This window comes from Actinoalloteichus hoggarensis (assembly GCF_002234535.1).
Taxonomy (GTDB): Bacteria; Actinomycetota; Actinomycetes; order Mycobacteriales; family Pseudonocardiaceae; genus Actinoalloteichus_A; species Actinoalloteichus_A hoggarensis.
The window spans coordinates 1,500,095-1,521,999 of sequence record NZ_CP022521.1 but is presented as its reverse complement, the minus strand read 5'-3'; the positions used below and the strand labels follow the sequence as shown (position 1 = coordinate 1,521,999).

The 21,905-nt window shown below is 69.9% G+C and carries 22 protein-coding genes; 4 read left to right on the top strand and 18 right to left on the bottom strand.

Annotated features, from left to right (window positions below; genetic code table 11):
- Positions 1 to 40 precede the first annotated feature (40 nt).
- Positions 41 to 616, top strand: coding sequence for a cob(I)yrinic acid a,c-diamide adenosyltransferase (locus AHOG_RS06850; protein WP_093940595.1), 576 nt, complete (start codon positions 41 to 43; stop codon positions 614 to 616).
- A 317-nt stretch (positions 617 to 933) separates the two neighbouring features.
- On the opposite strand, the gene AHOG_RS06845 is transcribed toward AHOG_RS06850, so the two are convergent.
- On the bottom strand, positions 934 to 1,344 hold the full coding sequence (locus AHOG_RS06845) for a DUF2550 domain-containing protein (RefSeq protein ID WP_093944229.1): 411 nt from the start codon (positions 1,342 to 1,344) through the stop codon (positions 934 to 936).
- A gap of 54 nt (positions 1,345 to 1,398) precedes the next feature.
- Entirely contained in the window at positions 1,399 to 1,764 is a 366-nt protein-coding gene (locus AHOG_RS06840; RefSeq protein WP_093944228.1) for a F0F1 ATP synthase subunit epsilon, read from the bottom strand.
- A 113-nt stretch (positions 1,765 to 1,877) separates the two neighbouring features.
- On the opposite strand from AHOG_RS06840, the gene AHOG_RS06835 reads away from it, so the two are divergent.
- Positions 1,878 to 2,396: a SigE family RNA polymerase sigma factor gene (locus tag AHOG_RS06835; protein WP_093940594.1), complete on the top strand. Its 519-nt coding sequence runs from the start codon at positions 1,878 to 1,880 to the stop codon at positions 2,394 to 2,396.
- A complete protein-coding gene (locus tag AHOG_RS06830; protein WP_093940593.1) occupies positions 2,393 to 3,790 on the top strand; it encodes a hypothetical protein in 1,398 nt (465 codons plus the stop codon). The genes AHOG_RS06835 and AHOG_RS06830 overlap by 4 nt, the downstream gene beginning before the upstream one ends.
- 154 nt (positions 3,791 to 3,944) lie before the next feature.
- Here the strand turns inward: AHOG_RS06830 and atpD are convergent, their stop codons facing one another.
- The 15 genes from atpD to rpmE all read right to left on the bottom strand — a co-directional run bounded on the left by atpD (position 3,945) and on the right by rpmE (position 18,721).
- Positions 3,945 to 5,366: a F0F1 ATP synthase subunit beta gene (atpD, locus tag AHOG_RS06825; RefSeq protein WP_093940592.1), complete on the bottom strand. Its 1,422-nt coding sequence runs from the start codon at positions 5,364 to 5,366 to the stop codon at positions 3,945 to 3,947.
- A 1-nt stretch (position 5,367) separates the two neighbouring features.
- On the bottom strand, positions 5,368 to 6,306 hold the full coding sequence (locus AHOG_RS06820) for a F0F1 ATP synthase subunit gamma (RefSeq protein ID WP_093940591.1): 939 nt from the start codon (positions 6,304 to 6,306) through the stop codon (positions 5,368 to 5,370).
- An 11-nt stretch (positions 6,307 to 6,317) separates the two neighbouring features.
- Positions 6,318 to 7,967 carry a F0F1 ATP synthase subunit alpha gene (gene atpA / locus AHOG_RS06815; RefSeq protein ID WP_093944227.1) on the bottom strand — a complete coding sequence of 550 codons (1,650 nt, stop codon included), beginning with the start codon at positions 7,965 to 7,967 and terminating at the stop codon, positions 6,318 to 6,320.
- 232 nt (positions 7,968 to 8,199) lie between these two features.
- The gene (locus tag AHOG_RS06810; protein WP_093940590.1) at positions 8,200 to 9,027 is read right to left on the bottom strand and encodes a F0F1 ATP synthase subunit delta; all 828 of its coding nucleotides are present in this window, start codon (positions 9,025 to 9,027) and stop codon (positions 8,200 to 8,202) included.
- A 55-nt stretch (positions 9,028 to 9,082) separates the two neighbouring features.
- Positions 9,083 to 9,625, bottom strand: a complete 543-nt coding sequence (locus AHOG_RS06805) for a F0F1 ATP synthase subunit B (protein ID WP_245856602.1) — start codon at positions 9,623 to 9,625, stop codon at positions 9,083 to 9,085.
- 29 nt (positions 9,626 to 9,654) lie between these two features.
- The gene (gene atpE / locus AHOG_RS06800) at positions 9,655 to 9,930 is read right to left on the bottom strand and encodes an ATP synthase F0 subunit C (protein WP_245856601.1); all 276 of its coding nucleotides are present in this window, start codon (positions 9,928 to 9,930) and stop codon (positions 9,655 to 9,657) included.
- 81 nt (positions 9,931 to 10,011) lie between these two features.
- Positions 10,012 to 10,815: a F0F1 ATP synthase subunit A gene (gene atpB / locus AHOG_RS06795; protein WP_093940588.1), complete on the bottom strand. Its 804-nt coding sequence runs from the start codon at positions 10,813 to 10,815 to the stop codon at positions 10,012 to 10,014.
- Positions 10,816 to 11,125: 310 nt separating this feature from the next.
- Positions 11,126 to 11,614: a Cg1360 family ATP-synthase-associated protein gene (locus AHOG_RS06790; protein WP_157736691.1), complete on the bottom strand. Its 489-nt coding sequence runs from the start codon at positions 11,612 to 11,614 to the stop codon at positions 11,126 to 11,128.
- A gap of 452 nt (positions 11,615 to 12,066) precedes the next feature.
- A complete protein-coding gene (locus tag AHOG_RS06785; RefSeq protein ID WP_093940586.1) occupies positions 12,067 to 13,233 on the bottom strand; it encodes a glycosyltransferase family 4 protein in 1,167 nt (388 codons plus the stop codon).
- Between the two features lie 17 nt (positions 13,234 to 13,250).
- The gene (locus AHOG_RS06780) at positions 13,251 to 14,534 is read right to left on the bottom strand and encodes a serine hydroxymethyltransferase (protein WP_093940585.1); all 1,284 of its coding nucleotides are present in this window, start codon (positions 14,532 to 14,534) and stop codon (positions 13,251 to 13,253) included.
- Between the two features lie 93 nt (positions 14,535 to 14,627).
- Positions 14,628 to 15,275: an L-threonylcarbamoyladenylate synthase gene (locus AHOG_RS06775; protein ID WP_093940584.1), complete on the bottom strand. Its 648-nt coding sequence runs from the start codon at positions 15,273 to 15,275 to the stop codon at positions 14,628 to 14,630.
- Between the two features lie 357 nt (positions 15,276 to 15,632).
- Positions 15,633 to 15,911, bottom strand: a complete 279-nt coding sequence (locus AHOG_RS06770) for a hypothetical protein (protein ID WP_211290541.1) — start codon at positions 15,909 to 15,911, stop codon at positions 15,633 to 15,635.
- Between the two features lie 259 nt (positions 15,912 to 16,170).
- A complete protein-coding gene (gene prmC, locus AHOG_RS06765; protein ID WP_093940582.1) occupies positions 16,171 to 17,043 on the bottom strand; it encodes a peptide chain release factor N(5)-glutamine methyltransferase in 873 nt (290 codons plus the stop codon).
- Between the two features lie 305 nt (positions 17,044 to 17,348).
- Positions 17,349 to 18,425 carry a peptide chain release factor 1 gene (gene prfA, locus AHOG_RS06760; protein ID WP_093940581.1) on the bottom strand — a complete coding sequence of 359 codons (1,077 nt, stop codon included), beginning with the start codon at positions 18,423 to 18,425 and terminating at the stop codon, positions 17,349 to 17,351.
- Between the two features lie 83 nt (positions 18,426 to 18,508).
- Entirely contained in the window at positions 18,509 to 18,721 is a 213-nt protein-coding gene (gene rpmE / locus AHOG_RS06755; protein ID WP_093940580.1) for a 50S ribosomal protein L31, read from the bottom strand.
- 269 nt (positions 18,722 to 18,990) lie between these two features.
- Between rpmE and AHOG_RS06750 the strand changes: the two genes are divergently transcribed.
- On the top strand, positions 18,991 to 19,344 hold the full coding sequence (locus AHOG_RS06750) for a hypothetical protein (protein WP_157736690.1): 354 nt from the start codon (positions 18,991 to 18,993) through the stop codon (positions 19,342 to 19,344).
- 455 nt (positions 19,345 to 19,799) lie between these two features.
- On the opposite strand, the gene rho is transcribed toward AHOG_RS06750, so the two are convergent.
- Positions 19,800 to 21,818: a transcription termination factor Rho gene (gene rho, locus AHOG_RS06740; protein WP_093940577.1), complete on the bottom strand. Its 2,019-nt coding sequence runs from the start codon at positions 21,816 to 21,818 to the stop codon at positions 19,800 to 19,802.
- Positions 21,819 to 21,905: the final 87 nt, after the last annotated feature.

The following is a 21,905-nucleotide window of genomic DNA, read 5'->3' as shown; positions in this document are numbered from 1 at the left end:
ACTCCTCGCCGTCGCCTGACGGGTTCGCTAGGCTGCCCGCATGTCGGTGCACCTGACCAAGATCTACACGCGAACGGGCGATGGCGGCATGACGCGCCTGGGCGATGCCTCCCAGGTGCGCAAGACGGACGTGCGGCTGGCCGCCTACGCCGACGTCGACGAGGCGAACTCCGCCATCGGCGTGGTGCTGGCCATGGGCGCACCCGGCGAGTCGGTGGCGACGGTGCTCCGGCAGGTCCAGAACGACCTGTTCGACGTCGGAGCGGATCTCTGCGCGCCGATCGTGCCCGACCCGAAGTATCCGCCGCTGCGGATCACCCAGGACTACATCGATCGGCTGGAGGGCTGGTGCGACGAGTACAACGCCGACCTGCCCAAGCTCGACTCGTTCATCCTGCCCGGCGGCACCCCGGCGGCGGCGCTGCTGCACGTGGCCCGCACCGTGACCCGACGGGCGGAGCGCACCACCTGGGCTCTGCTGGAGAGCGACGCGGCCGAGCAGACCAACGCGCTCACCGCCAAGTATCTGAACCGGCTCTCCGACCTGCTGTTCATCCTCTGCCGGGTGGCCAACCCCGACGGCGACGTCAAGTGGCGACCGGGCGGCGGACGGTAACGGCGGCGATCTCCGGAGTGGTTCGCGGCCGTTCCCTGGTTCGCAGCCGCTCCCTGGTTCGCGGTCACGCCGGGACGGCGGCGCAGGCAGCCGCAGCCGTCCGACGGCAGGTCGTCGCCTCACCGGCGTGACTCGACCGGAATCCCGACGCGCCGACGGCTCCCCCGCTCATCGGACACGGCCCCGCTCAGCAGACAAGGCCCTGTTCCTCGGACATCTCCTCATCCGACGGGGTCTCGCACATCGGACGCGACACGAACGCGACGGCGCGGTGCCCCGTCCAGCGCGGCGCCCCCGGTCCAGGCGAGGACGTCGGCTCAGGACGCCCAGGGGACGCTGTGGCCGGGCGGCGCCGACTCCAGCCAGGAGAGGAAGCCGGTCAGCGCGTCCTGCGTCATGGCCAGCTCGATCTCGCGGTCGGCACCCTCGCAACGCAGCACCGTCGACCCGACGGGCATCGCATAGGCCTCCGGGGCGGACGGTGCCCGGCGACTGGAGATCTCCAGACCGGTGCGGCGCACCACCTGGTCAGGGCCGGAGCGCAGGCTCAGGACCCGAAACCAGAGGAAGTCGTCCCCGCGATAGTGGCCGACCCCCAGATGCCAGCCGCGCGGGCTGTCCTCCAGCCGCGTGCGCAGCGCCACGTCGATGCCGCCCGCTCGACGCAGCAGCCTGATCCTGCGGAGTACGAGTAAGCCCAGTACCAGCGCGGCAGCGAACAGGCCCACTCCGACGGCCTCGACGACCCACACGGCTCGGCCCCCGTCCCCGTCGCGCTGGGCTCAGGCCGCCTGTCCGGCTGCCCGCAGCCTCGCCCTGGCTCGGCTCCGGATGTCGGAGTCCGCACTCTCCAGATCGGCGCGCGCCTCGTCCACGTTCACCTCGCCGCCCAGGTCGGCGTCCTCGGCGAGCACGCTCACCCCGTCACCGGTGACCGACAGGAAGCCGCCGTGCACCGCGGCGGAGACGACCTCGCCGTCCGTGGTGGTGATGCGGACCAGGCCGCCCTCGGCGAGCTGGGCCAGCAGCGGTTCGTGGTTGGGCAGGATGCCGATCTCGCCCTCGATGGTCCGGGCCACGACGAAGCTCGCCGTACCCGACCAGAGACGGCGCTCTACCGCGACAAGCTGGACGGACATCTCTGCCACACGCATCTCCTTCGTCGGCTGCCTCCCCGCAGTCTAGACAACGGACTTCCAACCTTCTCCCCCCTCCCGGTGTCTCTACCTGTGACGTTCACCGACCGAACGAGGAGTGATGAGTGAGACGAACCGAGGCGGAGTTCGAGGACTTCGTCATACATCGATCAGGAGAGCTGTTACGCACGGCCTACCTGCTCTGCGGCGGGGACAAGGGGGCTGCCGAGGACCTGCTCCAAGACGTCCTGGAGCGCATGTTCGTCCGCTGGCGCCGCATCACCGGGGCTCCCACCGCCTATGCCAGGGCGGCGCTGGCGAACACCGCCGCGAACCGGTGGCGGCGGCTGTCCCGGCGGGTAGCGGAGGCGCCGTGGGAGGAGCGCATCCACCCCCCGCAGGCCGGTCCGGAGGAGTCCGTCACCCAGCGGGATGAGCTGCTGCGAGCCCTGCGCACGCTGCCGCCGCGAGCCCGCGCCGTGATCGTCCTGCGGTATTTCGACGACATGAGCGAGGCGGACATCGCTCGAGCCCTGAGCTGCCGCCCCGGAACGGTCAAGAGCCAGGCGGCACGCGGTCTGGCGATGCTGCGAGACGCCTACCCACGATCAGCCGCCCACACCCAGGAGGAGGTCCGGAGATGACCGATCAGGAATCCGTGAAGGACGCGTTGGCGGACGCCGCAGGCGAGATCACGCCGAGCCCGGCCTTCACCGACCGAGTCATGGCGGGCGGACGCCGCCGCAGGCGCGCGGGACGGCTGCTCGCCGCGGCGACGACGGTCGTGGCGCTGTCGACCGCAGGTCTCCTGCCCACGCTGCTCCGGAACACCGACGGCACCGACCTCGGGCCTGCGGACTCCCCGCACTCCGGCGTGAACCCAGGCGAGAATCATCCGGCACGCCACTGGCTCGCGGCGCCCACCCGAGGCGATCTGCGGGACGACCAGGCCTTTCTCGACGAGGTGATCGAGGCCTGGGGGCAGGACCTTCCGTACCCCGAGCACTCGGTCCCCGCAGGCGAGGGCGAGCCGAACGTCGTCGTGGCGTCGGACACCGCGTCGGGTCCCGTCGCGGTGGTCGTGCAGGACTTCTGGTGGGAGGACGGATACGAGGTCCTCTCCGGTGTCCTGGCCACGTCGGACGACGGCGGTCTGGAGGTCCTGCGGACGAACCCCGAGTACGGCGACCCGCTGGCGCTCCTCCTCGGACCCGATCGACCGACGCTGCTCGCCGTGTCTCCTACGGATCCGCTCTACGTCTCAGTCGAGTTCGCGATCGACGAGCACTCCGGCATTCCCGAACCGCGGGACTGGGATGAACTGCCCCTCACCGAGGGCCTCGCCCTGACCGAGCTGCAACCCGACCTCCAGCCAGCGGATCTGCTCTTGTCGACGCACCCGGGGGGAGACGGTCACCCTCCGCCGCAGTTCGTCATCCGACCGTGGCTCGCCGTCGACGGAGACGCCCCCCATCACGAAGGCTGGGACAGCCCCCCGGCCGGCGGCAGACTCCAACAGGGCTGGGCTCCCGAGTCCGGACCACAGGGCCTCACGCTTCGTGTCGACGCGGAGGGCGACACGGTGTCCGAGAACGGGATGGACGTCATGCACGCCTTCGACGAGGCGCTCCACGAGGCCGGCGCCATCGCCCCGGATTACTCGCCCCGTCCGCTGACGCTGTTCGCGCTGGACGTCAACCTCCCCGACGGCAGGCGGGCCTATGTCGGGGAACTGATGCACAACTCGGAACGAGCGCACCTCTACGCCACGATCCGCGACCAGGACCGGGTCGTGGAGATCGTCCATGCCGGGCGGACGCCGACGGACTCCCCGTTGCCGGTGCGGGTGCGCATGCCCGACGACCAGGGGTGGGCGGTCTTCAGCTACCAGGCCGAGCTGCGGTACCGCGACAGCCCCGAGTCGCCGTGGCGGGACGTGCACACCGAGTGGGGCGCGGCCCTGCTGCCCGACACGGCCGTTCAGGTCGAGGTGACCGACGCCGAAGGACGGGTGGCCGTGGTCGAACTGGCGGACTGACCCGACTGGCGGCGACGCCCGCGGACCGGCCGGGTCGAACGTGATCCGGTCGTGCTCAGCCCGCCGACGCCTCCTCGACAACGACGAACGGGCCGGACTCCCACTGGGAGTCCGACCCGTCTCAGTCCGCGGCGCGGTGCGCGTGGGGCTCGGCTTACTTGGTGAGCTCCTTGTGCCTGCGCTCCAGGTCCTCCAGGCCACCGATGGAGAGGAAGGCCTGCTCCGGGACGTGGTCGTACTCGCCCTTGGCGATCTTGTCGAAGGCCTCGATGGTGTCCTTCGTCTCGACGAAGGACCCCTCCTGGCCGGTGAACTTCTGCGCGACGAAGAAGTTCTGCGACAGGAACCGCTCGATGCGGCGAGCGCGGTTGACCGTCAGGCGGTCCTCCTCGGACAGCTCGTCCAGACCGAGGATCGCGATGATGTCCTGCAGCTCCTTGTTCTTCTGCAGGATCCGCTTGACCTCCTGCGCGACCCGGTAGTGCTCGTCGCCGACCACCGACGGGTCCAGGATCCGCGAGGAGGACGTCAGCGGGTCGACCGCCGGGTAGATGCCCTTCTGCGAGATCGGCCGGGACAGCTCCGTGGTCGCGTCCAGGTGGGCGAAGGTCGTCGCCGGGGCCGGGTCGGTGTAGTCGTCCGCGGGCACGTAGATCGCCTGCATCGAGGTGATCGAGCGACCCCGCGTCGAGGTGATCCGCTCCTGCAGCTCACCCATCTCGTCGGCCAGCGTCGGCTGGTAACCCACGGCCGAGGGCATCCGGCCCAGCAGGGTGGACACCTCCGAACCCGCCTGGGTGAACCGGAAGATGTTGTCGATGAACAGCAGCACGTCCTGGTTCTGGACGTCCCGGAAGTACTCCGCCATGGTCAGGCCGGACAGGGCGACCCGCATACGGGTGCCGGGCGGCTCGTCCATCTGGCCGAACACCAGCGCGGTGTCCGGAAGAACGCCCATCTCCTCCATCTCCAGGAAGAGGTCGGTGCCCTCACGGGTCCGCTCGCCGACTCCCGCGAACACCGAGGTGCCGCCGAAGTTCCGGGCGATACGGGTGATCATCTCCTGGATGAGCACCGTCTTGCCGACACCGGCACCACCGAACAGGCCGATCTTGCCGCCCTTGACGTACGGGGTCAGCAGGTCGATCACCTTGACGCCGGTGACCAGCACCTCGGTCTTGCCCTCGAGCTGGTCGAAGGCCGGGGGCTTGCGGTGGATGCCCCAGCGCTCGGCGTCGTCGGCGTGGCCGGGCTTGTCCAGGCACTCGCCGAGCGCGTTGAACACGTGGCCCTTGACCGCATCGCCGACCGGAACCGAGATGGCCGCGCCGGTGTCGCGCACCGGAGCGCCTCGGACCAGACCGTCGGCCTGCTGCATCGAGATCGTGCGGACCATGTTGTCGCCGAGGTGCTGCGCGACCTCGAGCGTCACGGTCTTCTTCATCTGCTCGAAGTCGATCTCGACCTTCAGAGCGTTGAACAGGGCGGGCACCTCGCCACGGGGGAACTCGACGTCGACGACCGGGCCGATCACCCGGACGACGCGACCGGTGCCAACAGCGGTAGCAGCCGTCATCTCACTCATCACTTCCTGCCGCGGCGAGCGCGTCAACGCCACCGACGATCTCGCTGATCTCCTGGGTGATCTGGGCCTGGCGAGCCTGGTTGGCCTGCGTCGACAACGCTGTGATCAGCTCATTGGCGTTGTCGGTAGCGGCCTTCATCGCCGTCCGGCGTGCCGCCGACTCCGACGCCGCCGCCTCCAGCATCGCGGCGAACAGCCGCGTGTTGACGTACTTCGGCAGCAGGGCGTCCATCAGCGTCTCGGCATCCGGCTCGAACTCGTACGCGGGAGGCGGAGCCGTGGAGGCATCCGTCTCCTCGACGTACTCGACCTCCAGCGGCGCCAGCCGGTGGGCCACCGGCCGCTGGGTGAGCATCGACCGGAACTCGGTGTAGACGATGTGCATCTCGTCCACGCCGAGCACGCCGTCGGAGCCCGCCGAATCGCCCTCGTCGTCCGCGCCTGCCAGGAACGCCTCGACGAGGGTGTTGCCCGCCTTGGCCGCGTCGGTGTACTCGGGCCGCTCGGAGAAGCCGGTCCACGAGCCCGCGATCTCACGGCCGCGGAAGGTGAAGTACCGCAGTCCCTTGCGGCCGACCACGTACAGCACCGGGGTCTTGCCCTGCTCCCGGAGCAGGGACTGCAACTCCTCCGCCGCCCGGATCACGTTGGCGTTGTATCCGCCGCACAGACCCCGATCGCTGGTGATCACCAGCACGCCCGCCCGCTTGGGCTGCTTGCGCTCGACCAGCATCGGGTGATCGAGCGTCGCGGCGCCCGCGAGGGCGGACAGCACACTGGTGATCTCGTCGGAGTAGGGACGGGCGGCCTGGACTCGCGCCTGAGCCTTGCTGATCCGCGAGGTGGCGATCAGCTCCTGCGCCTTCGTGATCTTCCTCATCGCCTGCGTCGAGCGAATCCGCTGACGCAGCTCACGTATCTGGGCAGCCATCCGTCACCACGTCACTTCTTGGCCGGAGCCGGTCGGTGAACCTTCACGGATTCCTGACCGACGTTGTCGGCGTCCATCGCCTCGGCCTCGGCCTCGCGCACCACGACCGACGAGCCGTCGGAGGCGGTGAACTGCTCCTTGAACTCGTTGATCGCCGTGGCGAGCCGCTCCTCGTTCTCCGAGGAGAGCTTCTTGGTCTCGAAGATCTCGCTCAGGATGCCCTCGTGCCTGCGGCGGAGGAAGTCGTGCAGCTCCGACTCGAAGCGACGCACGTCCGCGATCGGCACCGAGTCGAGGTAGCCCTTGGTGCCCGCGTAGATCGAGACGATCTGCTCGGCGACCGGCACCGGCGAGTAGGCGTCCTGCCGCAGCAGCTCCATGAGGCGCGAACCCCGGTCGAGCTGTGCCTTGGAGGAGGCGTCGAGGTCGGAGGCGAAGGCCGCGAAGGCCTCCAGCTCGCGGAACTGCGACAGGTCGATCCGCAGGGTGCCGACGACCGACTTCATCGCCTTGGTCTGCGCGGCGCCGCCGACTCGGGAGACCGACACACCGACGTTGATGGCGGGTCGCTGACCTGCGTTGAACAGGTCGGACTCCAGGAACACCTGTCCGTCGGTGATGGAGATGACGTTGGTCGGGATGTAGGCCGACACGTCGTTGGCCTTGGTCTCGATGATCGGCAGACCGGTCATCGAGCCCGCGCCCAGCTCGTCGGAGAGCTTCGCGCACCGCTCCAGCAGCCGCGAGTGCAGGTAGAACACGTCACCGGGGTAGGCCTCGCGGCCCGGCGGGCGACGCAGCAGCAGCGAGATGGCGCGGTAGGCCTCCGCCTGCTTGGTCAGGTCGTCGAAGACGATCAGGACGTGCTTGCCCTGGTACATCCAGTGCTGACCGAGCGCCGAGCCGACGTACGGGGCGATCCACTTGAAGCCCGCCGAGTCCGAGGCGGGGGCGGCGACGATGGTGGTGTACTCCAGCGCGCCCGCCTCCTCCAGCGCGGCCTTGACGCCCGCGATGGTGGAGCCCTTCTGCCCGATCGCGACGTAGATGCAGCGCACCTGCTGCGTCGGGTCGCCGGTCGCCCAGTTGGCCTTCTGGTTGATGATCGTGTCGACGCAGACCGTGGTCTTGCCGGTCTTACGGTCGCCGATGATCAGCTGTCGCTGGCCGCGGCCGATCGGCGTGATCGCGTCGATGGCCTTGATGCCGGTCTGCATCGGCTCGCCGACCGGCTGCCGCTGCACGACCGAGGCGGCCTGCAGCTCCAGCGGACGAGTGGTCTCGGCGACGATCTCACCGAGTCCGTCGATGGGGGCGCCCAGCGGGTCGATGACCCGACCGAGGAAGTTGTCACCCACGGGAACGGACAGCACCTGCCCGGTCCGCTTGACCTCCTGGCCCTCCTCGATGGTGTCGTAGTCACCGAGGATGACCGCGCCGATCTCCCTGGCCTCCAGGTTCAGCGCCACGCCGAGCACGCCGCCGGGGAACTCCAGCAGCTCGTTGGTCATCGCCGAGGGCAGGCCCTCGACATGGGCGATGCCATCGCTGGTGTCGACGACGACGCCGACCTCTTCCCGGTTGACCTCCGGGGAGTAGCTGGAGACGTACTTCTCGATCGCACTGCGGATCTCGTCCGACGAGATCGTCAGCTCCGCCATGTCGTTCCTGCTCTCGCTTCGTTCTATGAGCCTGTCCTCGATCCCGCATTCCTGTCGCGCGGGGCCAGCGTGGCGATCTGCGGCGTTGTCGTCGGTCACCATAGCTCCGCTATGGCTCACTCCTCCGCCTTGCAGCTCGTCCACGCCGATCCCCGCTCACGACGGAGAGGGATCAAAGACAGGCTCTCAGGCATTGTCGGGTGTGCGGTGGGTCGTGATCGAGGCGTCGTGGTCAGCCCGCGAGCCGACGACCGAGTGCGGCCAGCCGCCCCGCGGCGGTGCCGTCGATCACCTCGTCGCCGACTCGGATCAGCAGTCCACCGCCCACCGTCGGGTCCACCTCCAGGTGCAAAGCCACCTGACGTGCATAGATTCGGGTCAGCGTCGCGGCCAGCCTGGTCTGCTGCGCCTCGGTGAGAGGCACGGCGGTCCGCACGTAGGCGACCGAACGCTCTCGCCGGGCGGCAGCCGCACCGGCGAGCTCGTCGATCTCCTCGACCACGTCACCGCCGCGCAGGCGGTGTAGCAGGTCTTCCACCAGCGACAGGGTCACGGACTCGACCTTGTCGGCCAGCAGGCCGCGGACCAGCGCGGTCTTACCGCCGACGTTGCCCGCCGGATCGCTCAGCAGCTGTTCGAGATCCGGCCTGCTCGCCACGATGCGCCCGAGCCGGAAGAGCTCGTCCTCCACCGCGTCGAGACGCCCGTCCTTCTCGGCGCTGATCAGCAACGCGGTCCGGCCGAGCAGCACGATGCCGTGGACCAGCTCACGCGGGCTGGACCAGCGAGCGGTGACCGCGGCGGCCAGCACCGCGAAAGCCCGCTCACCGACCTTCTCGCCGAGCACCGCCCGGACGAGACCCTCGCGGGTAGCGGAGTCGGCGGACGGGTCCCCGACCGCCCTCCGCAGGCCGGTCTCCCGGCCGAGCAGCCGAGCCACCGCACTCAGGTCCTCGCCCAGCCCGGCCGCCACCTCGGCGGTCGTGCCGTCGAGTTCGGCGAACAGCCGTCGCTCGGCTTCGGCGAAGGCGTCTCGACTCGCGGCGTTGAGTGTGGTCACCGCAATCTCACCGTCCTCATCTTGAGCTGGCGCGTGCGCTGCTCACGGCATTCGTTCACGACTTGGCCGGCGCCGACACGGAGTCCAGCTCGTCGAGGAACCGGTCGACGGTCCCGCGCTGCCGGGCCTCGTCCTCCAGGGATTCGCCGACCACTCGTCCGGCCAGGTCGACCGCGATGCGCCCCAGGTCGCCCCGGAGCTCCGTGACGATCTGCGCCCGCTGCGCGTCGAGCTGAAGCTGCCCCTGCGCGAGGATGCGGGCGGACTCCTCCTGAGCACGCTGCCGCATCTCCTCGACGATCTGCTCGCCTTCGGCTCGAGCGTCGTCCCGAATCCGGGCCGCCTCGGAACGCGCCTCGGCGAGCTGGGCCTTGTACTGCTCCAGCAGCTCCGCGGCCTCGGCCTGTGCGGCCTCCGCCTTGGCGATGCCGCCCTCGATCTTGGCCGCGCGCTCGTCGAGCAGGGCGCCGAAGCGGGGCATCACGTACTTCCAGAAGAGGAAGGCGATGGCGACGAAGCAGACCAGGGACCAGATGATGTCGTACGAGGCAGGCAGGAGCGGGTTCTGCGCCTCCGCCAGCACTGCGTCAATAGCCACGTTGGTCACCTAACTCGTTGAGTGTCGGCTCAGCCGAGGCCGCCGAAGAGGATGCCCGCGACCAGGCCGAGCAGGCCGAGCAGCTCGACGAAGGCGATACCGAGGATCATGGTGGTACGCAGCTGGCCCGCGATCTCGGGCTGACGGGCCATGCTCTCGACGGTCTTCCCGACCAGGATGCCGATACCGAGGGCCGGGCCGAGCGTCGCGAGGCCGTAGCCGATGGTCGCGATGTTTCCGGTGATGCCGGCCTGACCTTCGGTCGTCTGGGCGAGGATGTCGACCGACTGCGCGAGGATGTCCACTTTCCTGTCTTCCCTTTCCTTTGGCCTCTCGACAGTCCTGTCGAGAGGTCGTTCCTGACTCCGCTCTGACGCTGCCCGCTCTTAGTGCTCGGCGTGCTGCGAGAGATCGATGTAGACCGCGGCGAGCAGAGTGAAGATGTAGGCCTGCAGGACGGCGACCATGATCTCGAAGAGGGTGAACGCGAAACCCATGGTCAGGGTGAGCAGGCCGGCAGGCGCGATCAAGGCGGAGCCCGCCTCGAAGAACAAAAAATGGGTGGCTGAGAAGAACAGCACCAGGATGATGTGGCCGGCGAGCATGTTCGCCAGGAGCCGCACCGTGAGCGAGAACGGCCGGACCACGAAGGCCGAGGCGAACTCGATCGGGATCATGATCGGCGCCATCCACCCCGGGACCCCGGGCGGCATCACGGTGTTCTTCAGGAAGGCGCCGCCGCCCTGAGCCTTGATGCCCGCGACGATGAAGACCACCCAGACGAAGAGGGCCATCACCAGTGGGAAGCCGATGAGACTGGTGGCACCGATGTTGAGGAACGGGATGACACCGGTGATGTTCATGCCGAAGATGCCGAAGAACAAGATCATCAGCACCGGAAGGAACCGGCGTCCCTGGACCTTGCCGAGGATCTCCTCGGCGATCTGCAGCCGGACGAAGTCCAGGCACCACTCGGCGAAGTTCTGCAGGCCGCGCGGCACCAGCCTGGTCCTGCGCAGCGCGAAGATGAAGAACAGCGACAACGCCAGCACCACGAGCAGGCGGATCAGCATGATGCGGTTGATCTCGAAGATGGTGCCTTCGAACAGGACCGCAGCGGGGTAGAACTCCTCCAGGCCCGGCGCGTGGAACTCGGGCGCTCCGCCTGCGGCCAGCGTGGCGGCCAACACTTGCGCGTTCAGTGTGGTCTCCCTGGTCGGAGCCGGCTGTCGATCCAGCCCGGCCGAAACGGACGTCGTTGATGGGGCACACCGTGGCCATGCTGGAGCACAGGCACGAAGCCTCGGCCTGAAGCGCGTCCATGGTGGACCTGCGTGATCCGGACATCGCGGCTGCGATACGGACGTAGGTGACGGACCGAACAGGTGCCCTCACCCATTTGGGGAGAATGTCCGTTCGATCTCGTCCTGAGGCGAACACTACCAATCGGCTGCCGGAACCCCGAACACCAGGGTCATCACGCTGACCCAACCCCGGTGGTCAGGCGCTCCTGTCACCCGTTGGAGAGACGCCGGTCACGTCCATTTCGTCACCTTCGGTGGCCTTCGCGGCACTCGATGGGTTCGGTTCGACATACAGGGTCTTCGCTCGGAGCAGTACCCGCGTCTGCACGGCCAGGATGCCGATCACCGTCACCACCAGGACGGCGAACAACACACCGCGCGAATAGAACTCCTGGTCGCGGATGAGGAACAGCACCACGAAGAGCACCACCATCTTCCCGCCCCAGGAGCCGAGGACGGCGGCGGCCATGGCCACCGGGGAGGCGTTGGCCGTCGCGAGGGTCGCCACCAGCGTGACCAGCAGGAAGCCCGCGGCGATCGCGACGCCCAGCACCGCGCCCCAGACGCCGGGCAGATCGGCGACGAGCCAGCCGATGCCCACGGCGGGCAGCGCGAGGATCAGTGCCGCGAACGACGCCTGTCGCAGCGCGGAGCGCATCGCTTCCGTCGTGGAGACAGCGGTCACCGGAGGCTCCTCTTTCGTGCGGTCATTCACCCATTGTGCCCAATACGCCCACCGGCCCCGCACCCCCGGCCCGGCCTCGCCGCCCGTCGCGGGCCGGACAGGCCCGGCGGCGGTGGCGCCGACGGTGGGGCGAGAGTGGCGGATTCCGGCCGCCGCCAACGGGTTCTCGGACCGTCGCCAGGCCGTTGACCAGCACCGACGCCGCTCCCGGGTCGACGGCGGACCGGACCGCCGAATCGGTCGGGTCGTCTACTGGGTGCCAGGCCCGCCCAATCTCGCGGCGGCACGGCCGGGTGAGCCCGAGACGGGGACCCGGCCGGGCAGGACCGCCGACCGACCCGACACCGGAGGTGGAACATCGGACGAACTTCAGGCGAACATCGGCTCGCGCGCCCCCGCGTTTGACACACTCCGACCTGCGGCCGACGGCCCCGCCGGCCGCTCGGCGGTCCTCAGCCCGCCTGGGTCCGCTCCCGTCGGCGGGCCCGCAGCCTCGGGATCGCCGACGTGGTGATCACGACGATCAACGCCGCCCCCATGCCCCAGCCGACCACGACCGGCTCGAACAGCGTCAACGCCACGGCGCCGAAGGCCAGCACGGCCGCCCACAGATAGATGAGCAGCACCGCGCGGCGCTGCGAATGGCCGATCTCCAACAGCCGGTGATGCAGGTGCATCTTGTCGGCGCTGAACGGGCTCTGCCCGCGCCGCGTCCGCCGGATCACCGCCATGATGAGGTCGAGCATCGGCAGGAACAGCACCGCCGCCACCACCACCAGCGGCGAGAGCAGCGCCAGCGCGTCGGAGCCGCCGTAGCGCGAGTAGTCGATGCGACCCGACGCGGTCGTGCTGGCCGCCACGAGCATCAGGCCGATCAGCATCGACCCCGAATCTCCCATGAACAGCTTCGCCGGTTGGAAGTTGTAGGGCAGGAATCCCAGGCAGCCGCCCGCCAGCGTCGCGGCGATCAACGCGGGCGGATAGGCGACGACGTCTTCGAGCAGGGTCATCGAGAAGGCCCAGATCGCCAACGCGGAGATCAGTCCGATGCCCGCCGCGAGTCCGTCGAGACCGTCGACGAAGTTCATCGCGTTGATCATCGCCACCGCGAGCAGGACGGTCAGCACGCCGCCCTGGTTGTCACTGAGCGACAGCAGCGAGCCGACGCCGCCGTCGACGCCGCCCCACGGCACCCAGAAGAAGAACCACTGGACGCCGTAGAGCACCAGGATTCCCGCCGCGGTGACCTGCCCGGCGAGCTTGGTGAGCGAGTCGAGCTCGAAGCGGTCGTCGAGTCCGCCGATCATCACGATCACCGCGCCCGCCACGATCACCGCGATGATGTCGTTGGAGTACTCGAAGGCGCGGCTGAGCACGGGCAGCCGGAAGGCGAGCAGCATTCCGGCGAGGACGCCGATGAAGATGGCGATCCCGCCCATCCTCGGCATCGGCTTGACGTGCACGTCACGTTGCCGAGGATGGGCGACCGCGCCGACCTTGATGGCGAAGAGCCGGATCACCCCGGTGATCAGGAAGGTCACCGCCGCCGCCGTCAGGCAGACCAGCAGGTATTCCCGAACAGGCAGTCCCACTGGGACGAAAGCGGACGGAACGCCCACGGAACTTCCTTGTCAGCTCAGGCGGGGCGCGGGTAGGCGGGGTGGGCGGCGACGAGTTCACCGACCGCGGCGGCGACCTCGGCCAGCTCGGCGTCGCCGGCCTGCGTTCCCGGCTCGGCCCGCACCGCACGGGCGATCAGCGAGCCGATCCGCACCATGTCGGCCTCGACCATGCCCTGAGTGGTGACCGACGGGGAGCCGACCCGGATGCCCGAGGCCGTCATCGGCTTCTCGGGGTCGTACGGGATCGCGTTCTTGTTCAGCGTGATGTTCGCGGCGTCCGCCCGCGCCTCGGCCTGGGCGCCCGTCACACCGAGACCACGCAGGTCGATCAGGGCGAGATGGGTGTCGGTGCCGCCGGAGACGGCCCGCATCCCCTCGTCCTCCAAAGACTTGGCCAGCGCGCCCGCGTTGGTGACGACCTGGGCGGCGTAGGCCTCGTACTCCGGGGTGGCCGCCTCCTTGAGCGCCACCGCCTTGCCCGCGATCGAGTGCATCAGCGGGCCGCCCTGGTTGAACGGGAAGACGGCCTTGTCGATGGCCTTCGCGTGCTCCTCGCGGCTCAGGATCATGCCGCCGCGCGGCCCGCGCAGGACCTTGTGCGTGCTGAAGGTGACGACGTCGGCGTAGGGCACCGGCGAGGGGATGGCCTTGCCCGCCACCAGGCCGATGAAGTGGGCGGCGTCGACCATCAGGATGGCGCCGACCTCGTCGGCGATCTCGCGGAACGCGGCGAAGTCGATCAGCCGGGGGTACGCGGTGGCGCCTGCGATGATGATCTTCGGCTGGTGCTCCCTCGCCAGGTCCCGGACCTGGTCGTAGTCGATCAGCTCGGTGTCCTTGCGGACGCTGTAGGAGACCGGGTTGAACCACTTGCCCGAGAAGTTGACCTTCGCGCCGTGGGTCAGGTGCCCGCCCTGCTTGAGGTCCATCGCGAGAATGGTGTCGCCCGGCTTCGCGAACGCGGCGTAGGCGGCGATGTTCGCACTGGCGCCGGAGTGCGGCTGCATGTTGACGTGCTCGGCGCCGAAGAGCTCCTTGGCGCGCTCGATGCCGATCAGCTCGGCCTTGTCGACCTCCGCGCAGCCGCCGTAGTAACGACGACCGGGGTAGCCCTCCGCGTACTTGTTCGACAGCGTCGACCCGAGCGCGGCCAGGACGGCCGGGCTGGTCAGGTTCTCGCTGGCGATGAGCTGGAGGCCGCCGCGCAGCCGGCTCAACTCACCCAGGACGACGTCGGCGATCTCCGGATCAGTGGACTGGAGGGCACCGAAGTCCGGGCCCCAGAACGGCGTGCTCACTCTGCTTGCTCCTCGCGCCTGGCTCAACGACGTGCGAATGCTTCGGCAACGCTACTCGGGGCGGCCGGCGCTGCGGAAACCGGCCGTTCAAGATCATTCCACGGCGACGTCGACGCCGAGCGCCTCCGAGATCGCCGCCGTGGAGACCGCCCCCTCCCGCAGCACCCTCGGCGCGCCGCCGGTGAGATCGACGATCGTGGAGGCCACCGCGTGCTCGGCCGTCCCGCCGTCGAGGTAGACGCGGACGTCGTCGCCGAGTTGATCGCGAGCCGCCTCCGCCGTGGTGGCGGGCGGACGGCCGGAACGGTTCGCGCTGGACACGGCCATCGGACCGACGTCACGCAGCAGTTCCAGCGCGACGGGGTGCAGCGGCATCCGCAGCATCACCGTGCCGCGCGTACGTCCCAGGTCCCACGCCAGCGACGGCGCGTGCGGCAGCACCAGCGACAACCCGCCGGGCCAGAATGCCTCGATCAGCGTGCGGGCCGATCGGGGCACGGTCAGCACGAGTCCGTCGATGGTCGTCCACGAGCCGACCAGCACCGGTACGGGCATGTCCGGTCCTCGGCCCTTCGTGGCGAGCAGCGAACGCACCGCGTCCGCGTCGAAGGCGTCGCAGCCTATGCCGTAGAGCGTGTCGGTGGGCAGCACCACCAGTTGGCCCGCGCGCACCGCGTCGGCGGCGGCGGACAGCCCTGCCTGCCGGGTGTCCGAGCTGTTGCAGTCGTAGCTGATGCTCACCGGACGATCCTGGCACTGCCTCGTCGAGGATCGGTCAGGGGGCCGGAGCGAACGGCTTCGGAGCGGCGCGCGGCCTGCGCCGGGGACGGGCCGCAAGCGTGGCGAGCCGGGCGTCGACGGTGCGCGGCGGACGGCTGCGGAGGTCCGGAGTCAGCGGCGGGTCGCCGGTTCGCCCATCCCCCGGTCGCCTGGGTCCGCCGCGGTGAACCGACTCGCTGCGGCCCGCCGCACGGGCGTACCGGAGAGCGGCGGACGACGGGTGCGAGCGACGTGACGTCCGAGACCGAGACGGGCCGAACACTCACCCGCGGCGGCGGGATCCACCTCGGTCTCGGACGTCCGCGACGCGGGTCGGACTCAGTCGTCGTCCCCGCCTCGCAGGTAGCGACGTGCCTCACGCCTGCCTGCTCGGCGTTCATCGCGGTTGGCGGTCTTGTTCATCCGCTGTCGCTCATTGCGGCAGAAGCGATGCGGACAACCGGAGCAACACGTGCGGCCGAACGGCGACAGGCTGTCGGTCTCCCATCGGCAACGGGTGTCGGTCTCCTCCCGCGTCGGGCGGTCCGGGAGGTCACAGGCGCCGAAGCGGTGATCATGAATCGGCGGGGCGGCGTGCTCGATGCAGCGCACCCACATCGGTTTCGTCCTGTCCGAACGGGACATCTCGATCTTTCTCAGACCCGCCGCCCGTGCTCCCGGAGTCTCCGGGCGGGCGGCTAGGTGTGGCATCGCACGGCGTCACGTTCCCTTCTGCTGTCGTGCCGTCTACTGCTGTGCCGTCTACTGCTGTGTCCTCGCCCGCGCGGGCACGGCCACGCGCTGCGCGGAGCCGATCAGGCTATCGGAGACGGGCGGACCAGGACAAGATCGAGGCGCGGAGAACCGGCGGGATCGATCAGCGCATCCCGGTCCGGCGAGCCGTGGCGAAACGCGGCCGCCCGGCGAGATCCGGGTGGTCGGCGACGTCGGTGAGGACCCGCCGCGCCGCGAGCAGCGCGGGAACGGCCTCGCCGTGGGTGTCGTCATGCTCGATCGCCACCGCCCCGCCCGGCCGCAGCAGCCGTGCGGCGGTGGTCACCACTGGGCGGATCACGTCGAGCCCGTCCGGTCCGCCGAACACCGCCTCGAAGGGATCGTGCTCGGCGACCTCCGGTTCCACCCGCGTGGCCAGCGGCACGTACGGCGGGTTGCACAACACCAGGTCCACCGTCGCGTCCAGGTCGGCCAGCGTCGCGGGATCGGTGACGTCGCCCGCGTGAAGCCGGATCGGGGTGTCCCCCTCCGCCACGCGGGCATCGGCGTTCTTGCGTACCCAGGCCAGCGCTCGCGATTCGCGTTCCACGGCATGCACGATCGCGTCGGGGCGGGCGTGGGCCACTCCCAGCGCCAGTACCCCCGATCCGGTGCACAGATCGACCACGACCGGCTTCTCGATTCCCGCCAGCGCGGCAAGTCCCCATTCGAGGAGCAGCTCCGTCTCCGGACGGGGAATGAAGACGCCGGGGCCGACACCCACCGTGATCGCACCCGCCGGGGCCCAGCCGAGGAGATGCTGGAGCGGGATGCGCTCCGCTCGCTTGCGAACGAGATCGCGCAGCTTCTCGATCACCGCCGTGTCGACCAGGGTCACCAGTGCCAGCCTGCCTCGTGACACGCCCAGTACCTCGGCGGCCAGCAGCTCCGCGTCGGTTCGCGGGCTGCCCACCCCGGCCGCCCGGAGAATCCGCTCGGCCTCCATCAACGCCATCCGCAACGGCTGTCTGCTCACAGTCCGTCAGCTTGCCATGTCACGGCGGGCACGCAGCCCGGTCGCCTCACGACGCGACGCCCGACCGGCGGCAGGCGGCGCCGACGCTCCTCCCGGACCCGTGTGAGCAGGCGGGCCGTCACCCGGCGCGGGCCGGCCCGTGGTGGCGGCGATCGCCGCCCGGGGCGACCCATGAGACGGGGGCGCGGACGATCCTGGACGGCCGAGATACGCGACGCGGCGTCCGTCGTGGGCGCAGCCGACCGCGTGCGGCAGCCGACACCCCCGGACCTCGCCGCTCCCGCGGCGGGCACCGGGCACGCGGATCAGCGAGCGTGTCCGGCCTGTTCCAGCCGCTCCCGACGATCGGCGTCACCGAGTGCGTCCAGCACCGGGTCCAGTTCGCCCGCCAACACCTGGTCCAGGTTGTGTGCCTTGAACCCGACCCGATGGTCGGAGATCCGGTTCTCCGGGAAGTTGTAGGTACGCACCCGCTCCGAACGGTCCACCGTGCGGACCTGACTGCGCCGCGCCGCCGACGCGGACGCGGCGGCCTCCTCCTCGGCCAGGGCCAGCAGCCGGGCCCGCAGCACGTGGAGCGCGCGTGCCTTGTTCTGGAGCTGGCTGCGCTCGTTCTGGCAGGAGGCGACCAGCCCGGTCGGCAGGTGCGTGATGCGGACGGCCGAGTCGGTCGTGTTCACGCTCTGCCCGCCGTGTCCGGACGCGCGGAACACGTCGATCCGCAGGTCCTTCTCCTCGATCTCGATCTCGACGTCCTCGACCTCGGGGAATACCAGGACCCCCGCGGCCGAGGTGTGGATCCGCCCCTGCGATTCGGTCACGGGCACCCGCTGGACCCGGTGCACCCCGCCCTCGAACTTCAGCCGCGACCACACGCCGTCCGGCCCCATGGTCGAGCCCTTCACCGTGACGGTCACGTCCTTGTAACCGCCGAGGTCGGAGATGTTGGCGTCGAGCACGTCGGTCCGCCAGCCCTGCCGTTCCGCGTAGCGCTGGTACATGCGCAGCAGGTCCGCGGCGAAGAGAGCCGACTCCTCGCCGCCCTCGCCCGCCTTGATCTCCAGGACGACGTCGGAGGCGTCATGCGGGTCTCGGGGCAGCAGCAGCTCGGTGAGGCGATCGCTCAGGATCGGGATGCGCTCGGCCAGCTCGTCGGCCTCGGCGGCGAACGCCGGGTCCTCGGCGACCAGTTCCCGGGCCGCCGTGAGGTCGGCTCGGGCCTGTTCCAGTTCACGCGCCGTGCGGATCACCGGAGCGAGCTCGGCATGCCGTCTGCTCAGCTTGCGCAGCAGGGCGTGGTCGGCATGCACCGCGGGATCGGCGAGCCGCTCCTCGAGGTCGCCGAACTCGAAGGACAAGGCCTCCAGAGCCGAGGTGTCCATCCACCGATCCCTTTCGTTGAGCAGCCGACACGACAACGGCGCCCGACCACTGCGCAGGCAGCGGTCGGGCGCCGAAGGAGCGGCTACTTGGCGCGCTTTCCGTAACGAGCCTCGAACCGGGCGACGCGGCCGCCGGTGTCCAGGATCTTCTGCTTGCCCGTGTAGAACGGGTGGCAGTTGGAGCAGACCTCGACGGTGATCGAGTTGTTGCTGCTGCTGCTCCGCGTGCTGAAGCTGTTCCCACAACCACAGGTGACCTGGGTGGTGGAGTACTCGGGGTGGATGCCGCTCTTCACGTCTTGTCCCTTTCATCGTGGCCGCCGGGTCCCCCGCTGCGGCGTTGCGCGCACAGCATTCTCGACCAGGGGTGAACCGGTGCCGGACTCGACTGTTCAGTCTGCCAGACGCGCAGACCGACCCCTGCAACGCCATGGGATGCCGACTTGTTCCACGACCGTCCCGTGCCCGGCCGCCACGCTGCCATCCAGCGCGTGAGGACGACCGTCCGGCGAGATGCGGCAGCGTCGGGCATGCGGATTCGAGGGCGAACCCTCATCCTGTCCCGGTGTTGTGTCGCGTGGCCGATCAGGTGACCGTGCGGTCGTGGCTTCTCCTGCCGCCGCTGTTCCTGGCGACGGTCGTCGGACTCGCGGGCGCGATCTGCGCGGTCGCGAGTTCCGAGGTCGCCCTGTCCGGCCCGATCCTGTTCGGTTCCGCCGCGGCGATAGCCATGGTGACCAGCGTCGACGTCGACTGGCACGGCATTCGCGCCCTGCGCTGGGCGGGATGGGCGTACGTCTGCCTGCTGCTGGTGCCCGCGCTGATGATCGACGGCATCGAGCTGCCCGTGCCCATCGCGCTGGCGATCGGACTGGTCGGGGCGGGCTGTTGGGGAGCCTTCCGGGTCGGCTGCCGCTGACCCGTGGTCACGCGGGAGTCCCGGCGTCGCGAGACGTCGGCCGCCTGTCAGCCCGCGTGACCCGGCCGGGCAGACGACGCCCGCGGAACCGTGCGAGCCGTCCCCGAACGCACCGGTGGCCGCTGGACCGTCGACGGCGGCGTCGGCTCGTCTCGGACTCCGGCGCCCACGCTCGTCGTCGGCGCGACCACCCGGGCCGCGACGGAGAGCGGGCGGCGCGGTCCGGCGACGAGTCGGCGCGCCACGCTGACGCGCGATCGGCTCGCCGCACTGACGCGGGCCGGCCGGCCATCGTGATGACGAAGAGGACGGGCGACTCCAGACACGGCTACGCCCGGCCACCCTGGAGACGAGTCGGCCCGGCCTCCCTGGAGACGAGTCGGCCCGGCCACCCTGGAAACGAGTCGGCCCGGCCTCCGTGGAGAGACCGGGCCTGCTCCGCTAGCGGTGAGCGATCACTGATCGCCGTTGCCGGGCGTGTTCTTGGCCACCTGCATGAGGAACTCGATGTTGGTGCGGGTCTTCCGGAGCTGCGTGAGCACCAGGTCGAGCGCCTGCTGGTCGTCCAGCGCGGCCAGCACCCGACGCAGCTTGTGCGTCACGGCCAACTCGTCCGGGGAGAGCAGCAGCTCTTCCTTCCGGGTGCTCGAGGCGTCCACGTCCACGGCCGGGAAGGTCCGCTTGTCGGCGAGCTTGCGATCCAGCTTCAGCTCGGCGTTGCCGGTGCCCTTGAACTCCTCGAAGATCACCGTGTCACCCGTCGATCCCGTCTCCACGAGAGCGGTGGCGAAGATCGTGAGCGAGCCGCCGTTCTCGATGTTGCGTGCCGCGCCGAGGAACCGCTTGGGCGGGTACAGCGCGGTGGAGTCGACACCACCGGAGAGGATTCGGCCTGAGGCGGGCGCGGCCAGGTTGTAGGCCCGGCCCAGACGGGTGATCGAGTCCAGCAGCACGACGACGTCGAAGCCCAGTTCCACCAGCCGCTTGGCACGCTCGATCGCGAGCTCCGCGACGGTGGTCTGATCTGCGGGCGGCCGGTCGAACGTGGCCGCGATGACCTCGCCCTTGACCGAACGCTGCATGTCGGTGACCTCTTCAGGGCGCTCGTCGACGAGCACGACCATCAGATGGCATTCGGGGTTGTTCGTGGTGATGGCGTTCGCGATCGCCTGCAGCACCATCGTCTTGCCCGCCTTGGGCGGGGAGACGATGAGCGCCCGCTGTCCCTTGCCGACCGGCATCACCAGATCGATGACCCGCGTGGTGAGAACGTGCGGCTCGGTCTCCAGACGCAGCCGCTCATTCGGGTACAGCGGCGTCATCTTGGTGAACTCGGGGCGGTTGCGGACCGCGTCCGGCTCCAGGCCGTTGATCGTGTCGACCCGGACCATCGGGTTGAACTTCTGCCGCTGCTGCTCGTTGTCCCTCGGCTGCCGCACGGCGCCGGTGATCGCGTCGCCGCGACGAAGGCCGTACTTGCGCACCAGCGACAGCGAGACGTAGACGTCGTTCGAGCCCGCGAGGTAGCCGGAGGTGCGGACGAAGGCGTAGTTCTCCAGCACGTCCAGGATTCCGGCGACCGGAAGCAGCACGTCGTCCTCGCGGACCTCGGGCTCGTTCGCGACTCCGCCGCCACCGCCGCCCTCGGCACGGGTGCGACCGCGCCTGCGGTCGCGGAAGCGCCTGCCGCGCCGCCTGCCGCCGCCGTTCTCGTCATCGTCGTCGTCGCGGTTGTCCCGGGAGTCCCTCGGCTCACCGCGATCCCGGCCCTCGCCCCGGTCGCGGCCCTCGCCGCGGTCACGGCCCTCGCCGCGCTCGCCTCGGCCGCGGCCCTCGCCGCGGTCCTGACGCTCGCCCCGCTCCTGACGCTCGCCCCGCTCCTGACGCTCGGTGCGGTCCCCGCGCTCGGTCCGCTCGCCGCCGCGATCGTCGCGCCCGTTGCGCTCGGCACGGTCCTCACCCGTCGTACGGTCGCCCCGGGCGTCGCCCTGGTCCGGGCTGCCCGCGGAACGGGTCGACGAGCGACGACGGCGCCCGCGACGGCCGCCCTCCTCCTCGGCCTCTCCGCCGGACTGGGCAGGAGCCTCCTCGGTCTTGGCGGGCTGCGGAGCCTCTGCCTTGGGCGCGGCAGGCTTCTCCGGGATCTCGACCGCCAACTGCGCGGGCGCCTCGGCCTGCGGCGCGGAGGCCCGTCGGGCGGGACCACCCTGACGTTCCCGGATCGCGGCGATCAGATCTCCCTTGCGCATTCCGGTCGTGTCGGAGATTCCCAGCTCGCCCGCGAGCTGGCGCAGTTCGGCCAGCACCATCCCGGACAGGCCGCCCCTACGACGAGCAGGCGTGCCATTCGACTGAGTCACGGCATCCCCCCGGCCTGCGACATCCCGGCCTGCACTCGGTTCACTCGTCGCTGTCTGGCCCGCGGCTGATCCGGCGGTGGCCGCCTCGCCGCTCAACAATTCGGTGTTGCTCACTCATGTCCTTCCTGACCGGTCCGCGCCTCTCTACGCGGGCCAGCGGACCTGTCGCACTGCGGATGCAGGGCGACAGTGTGGGCGAAG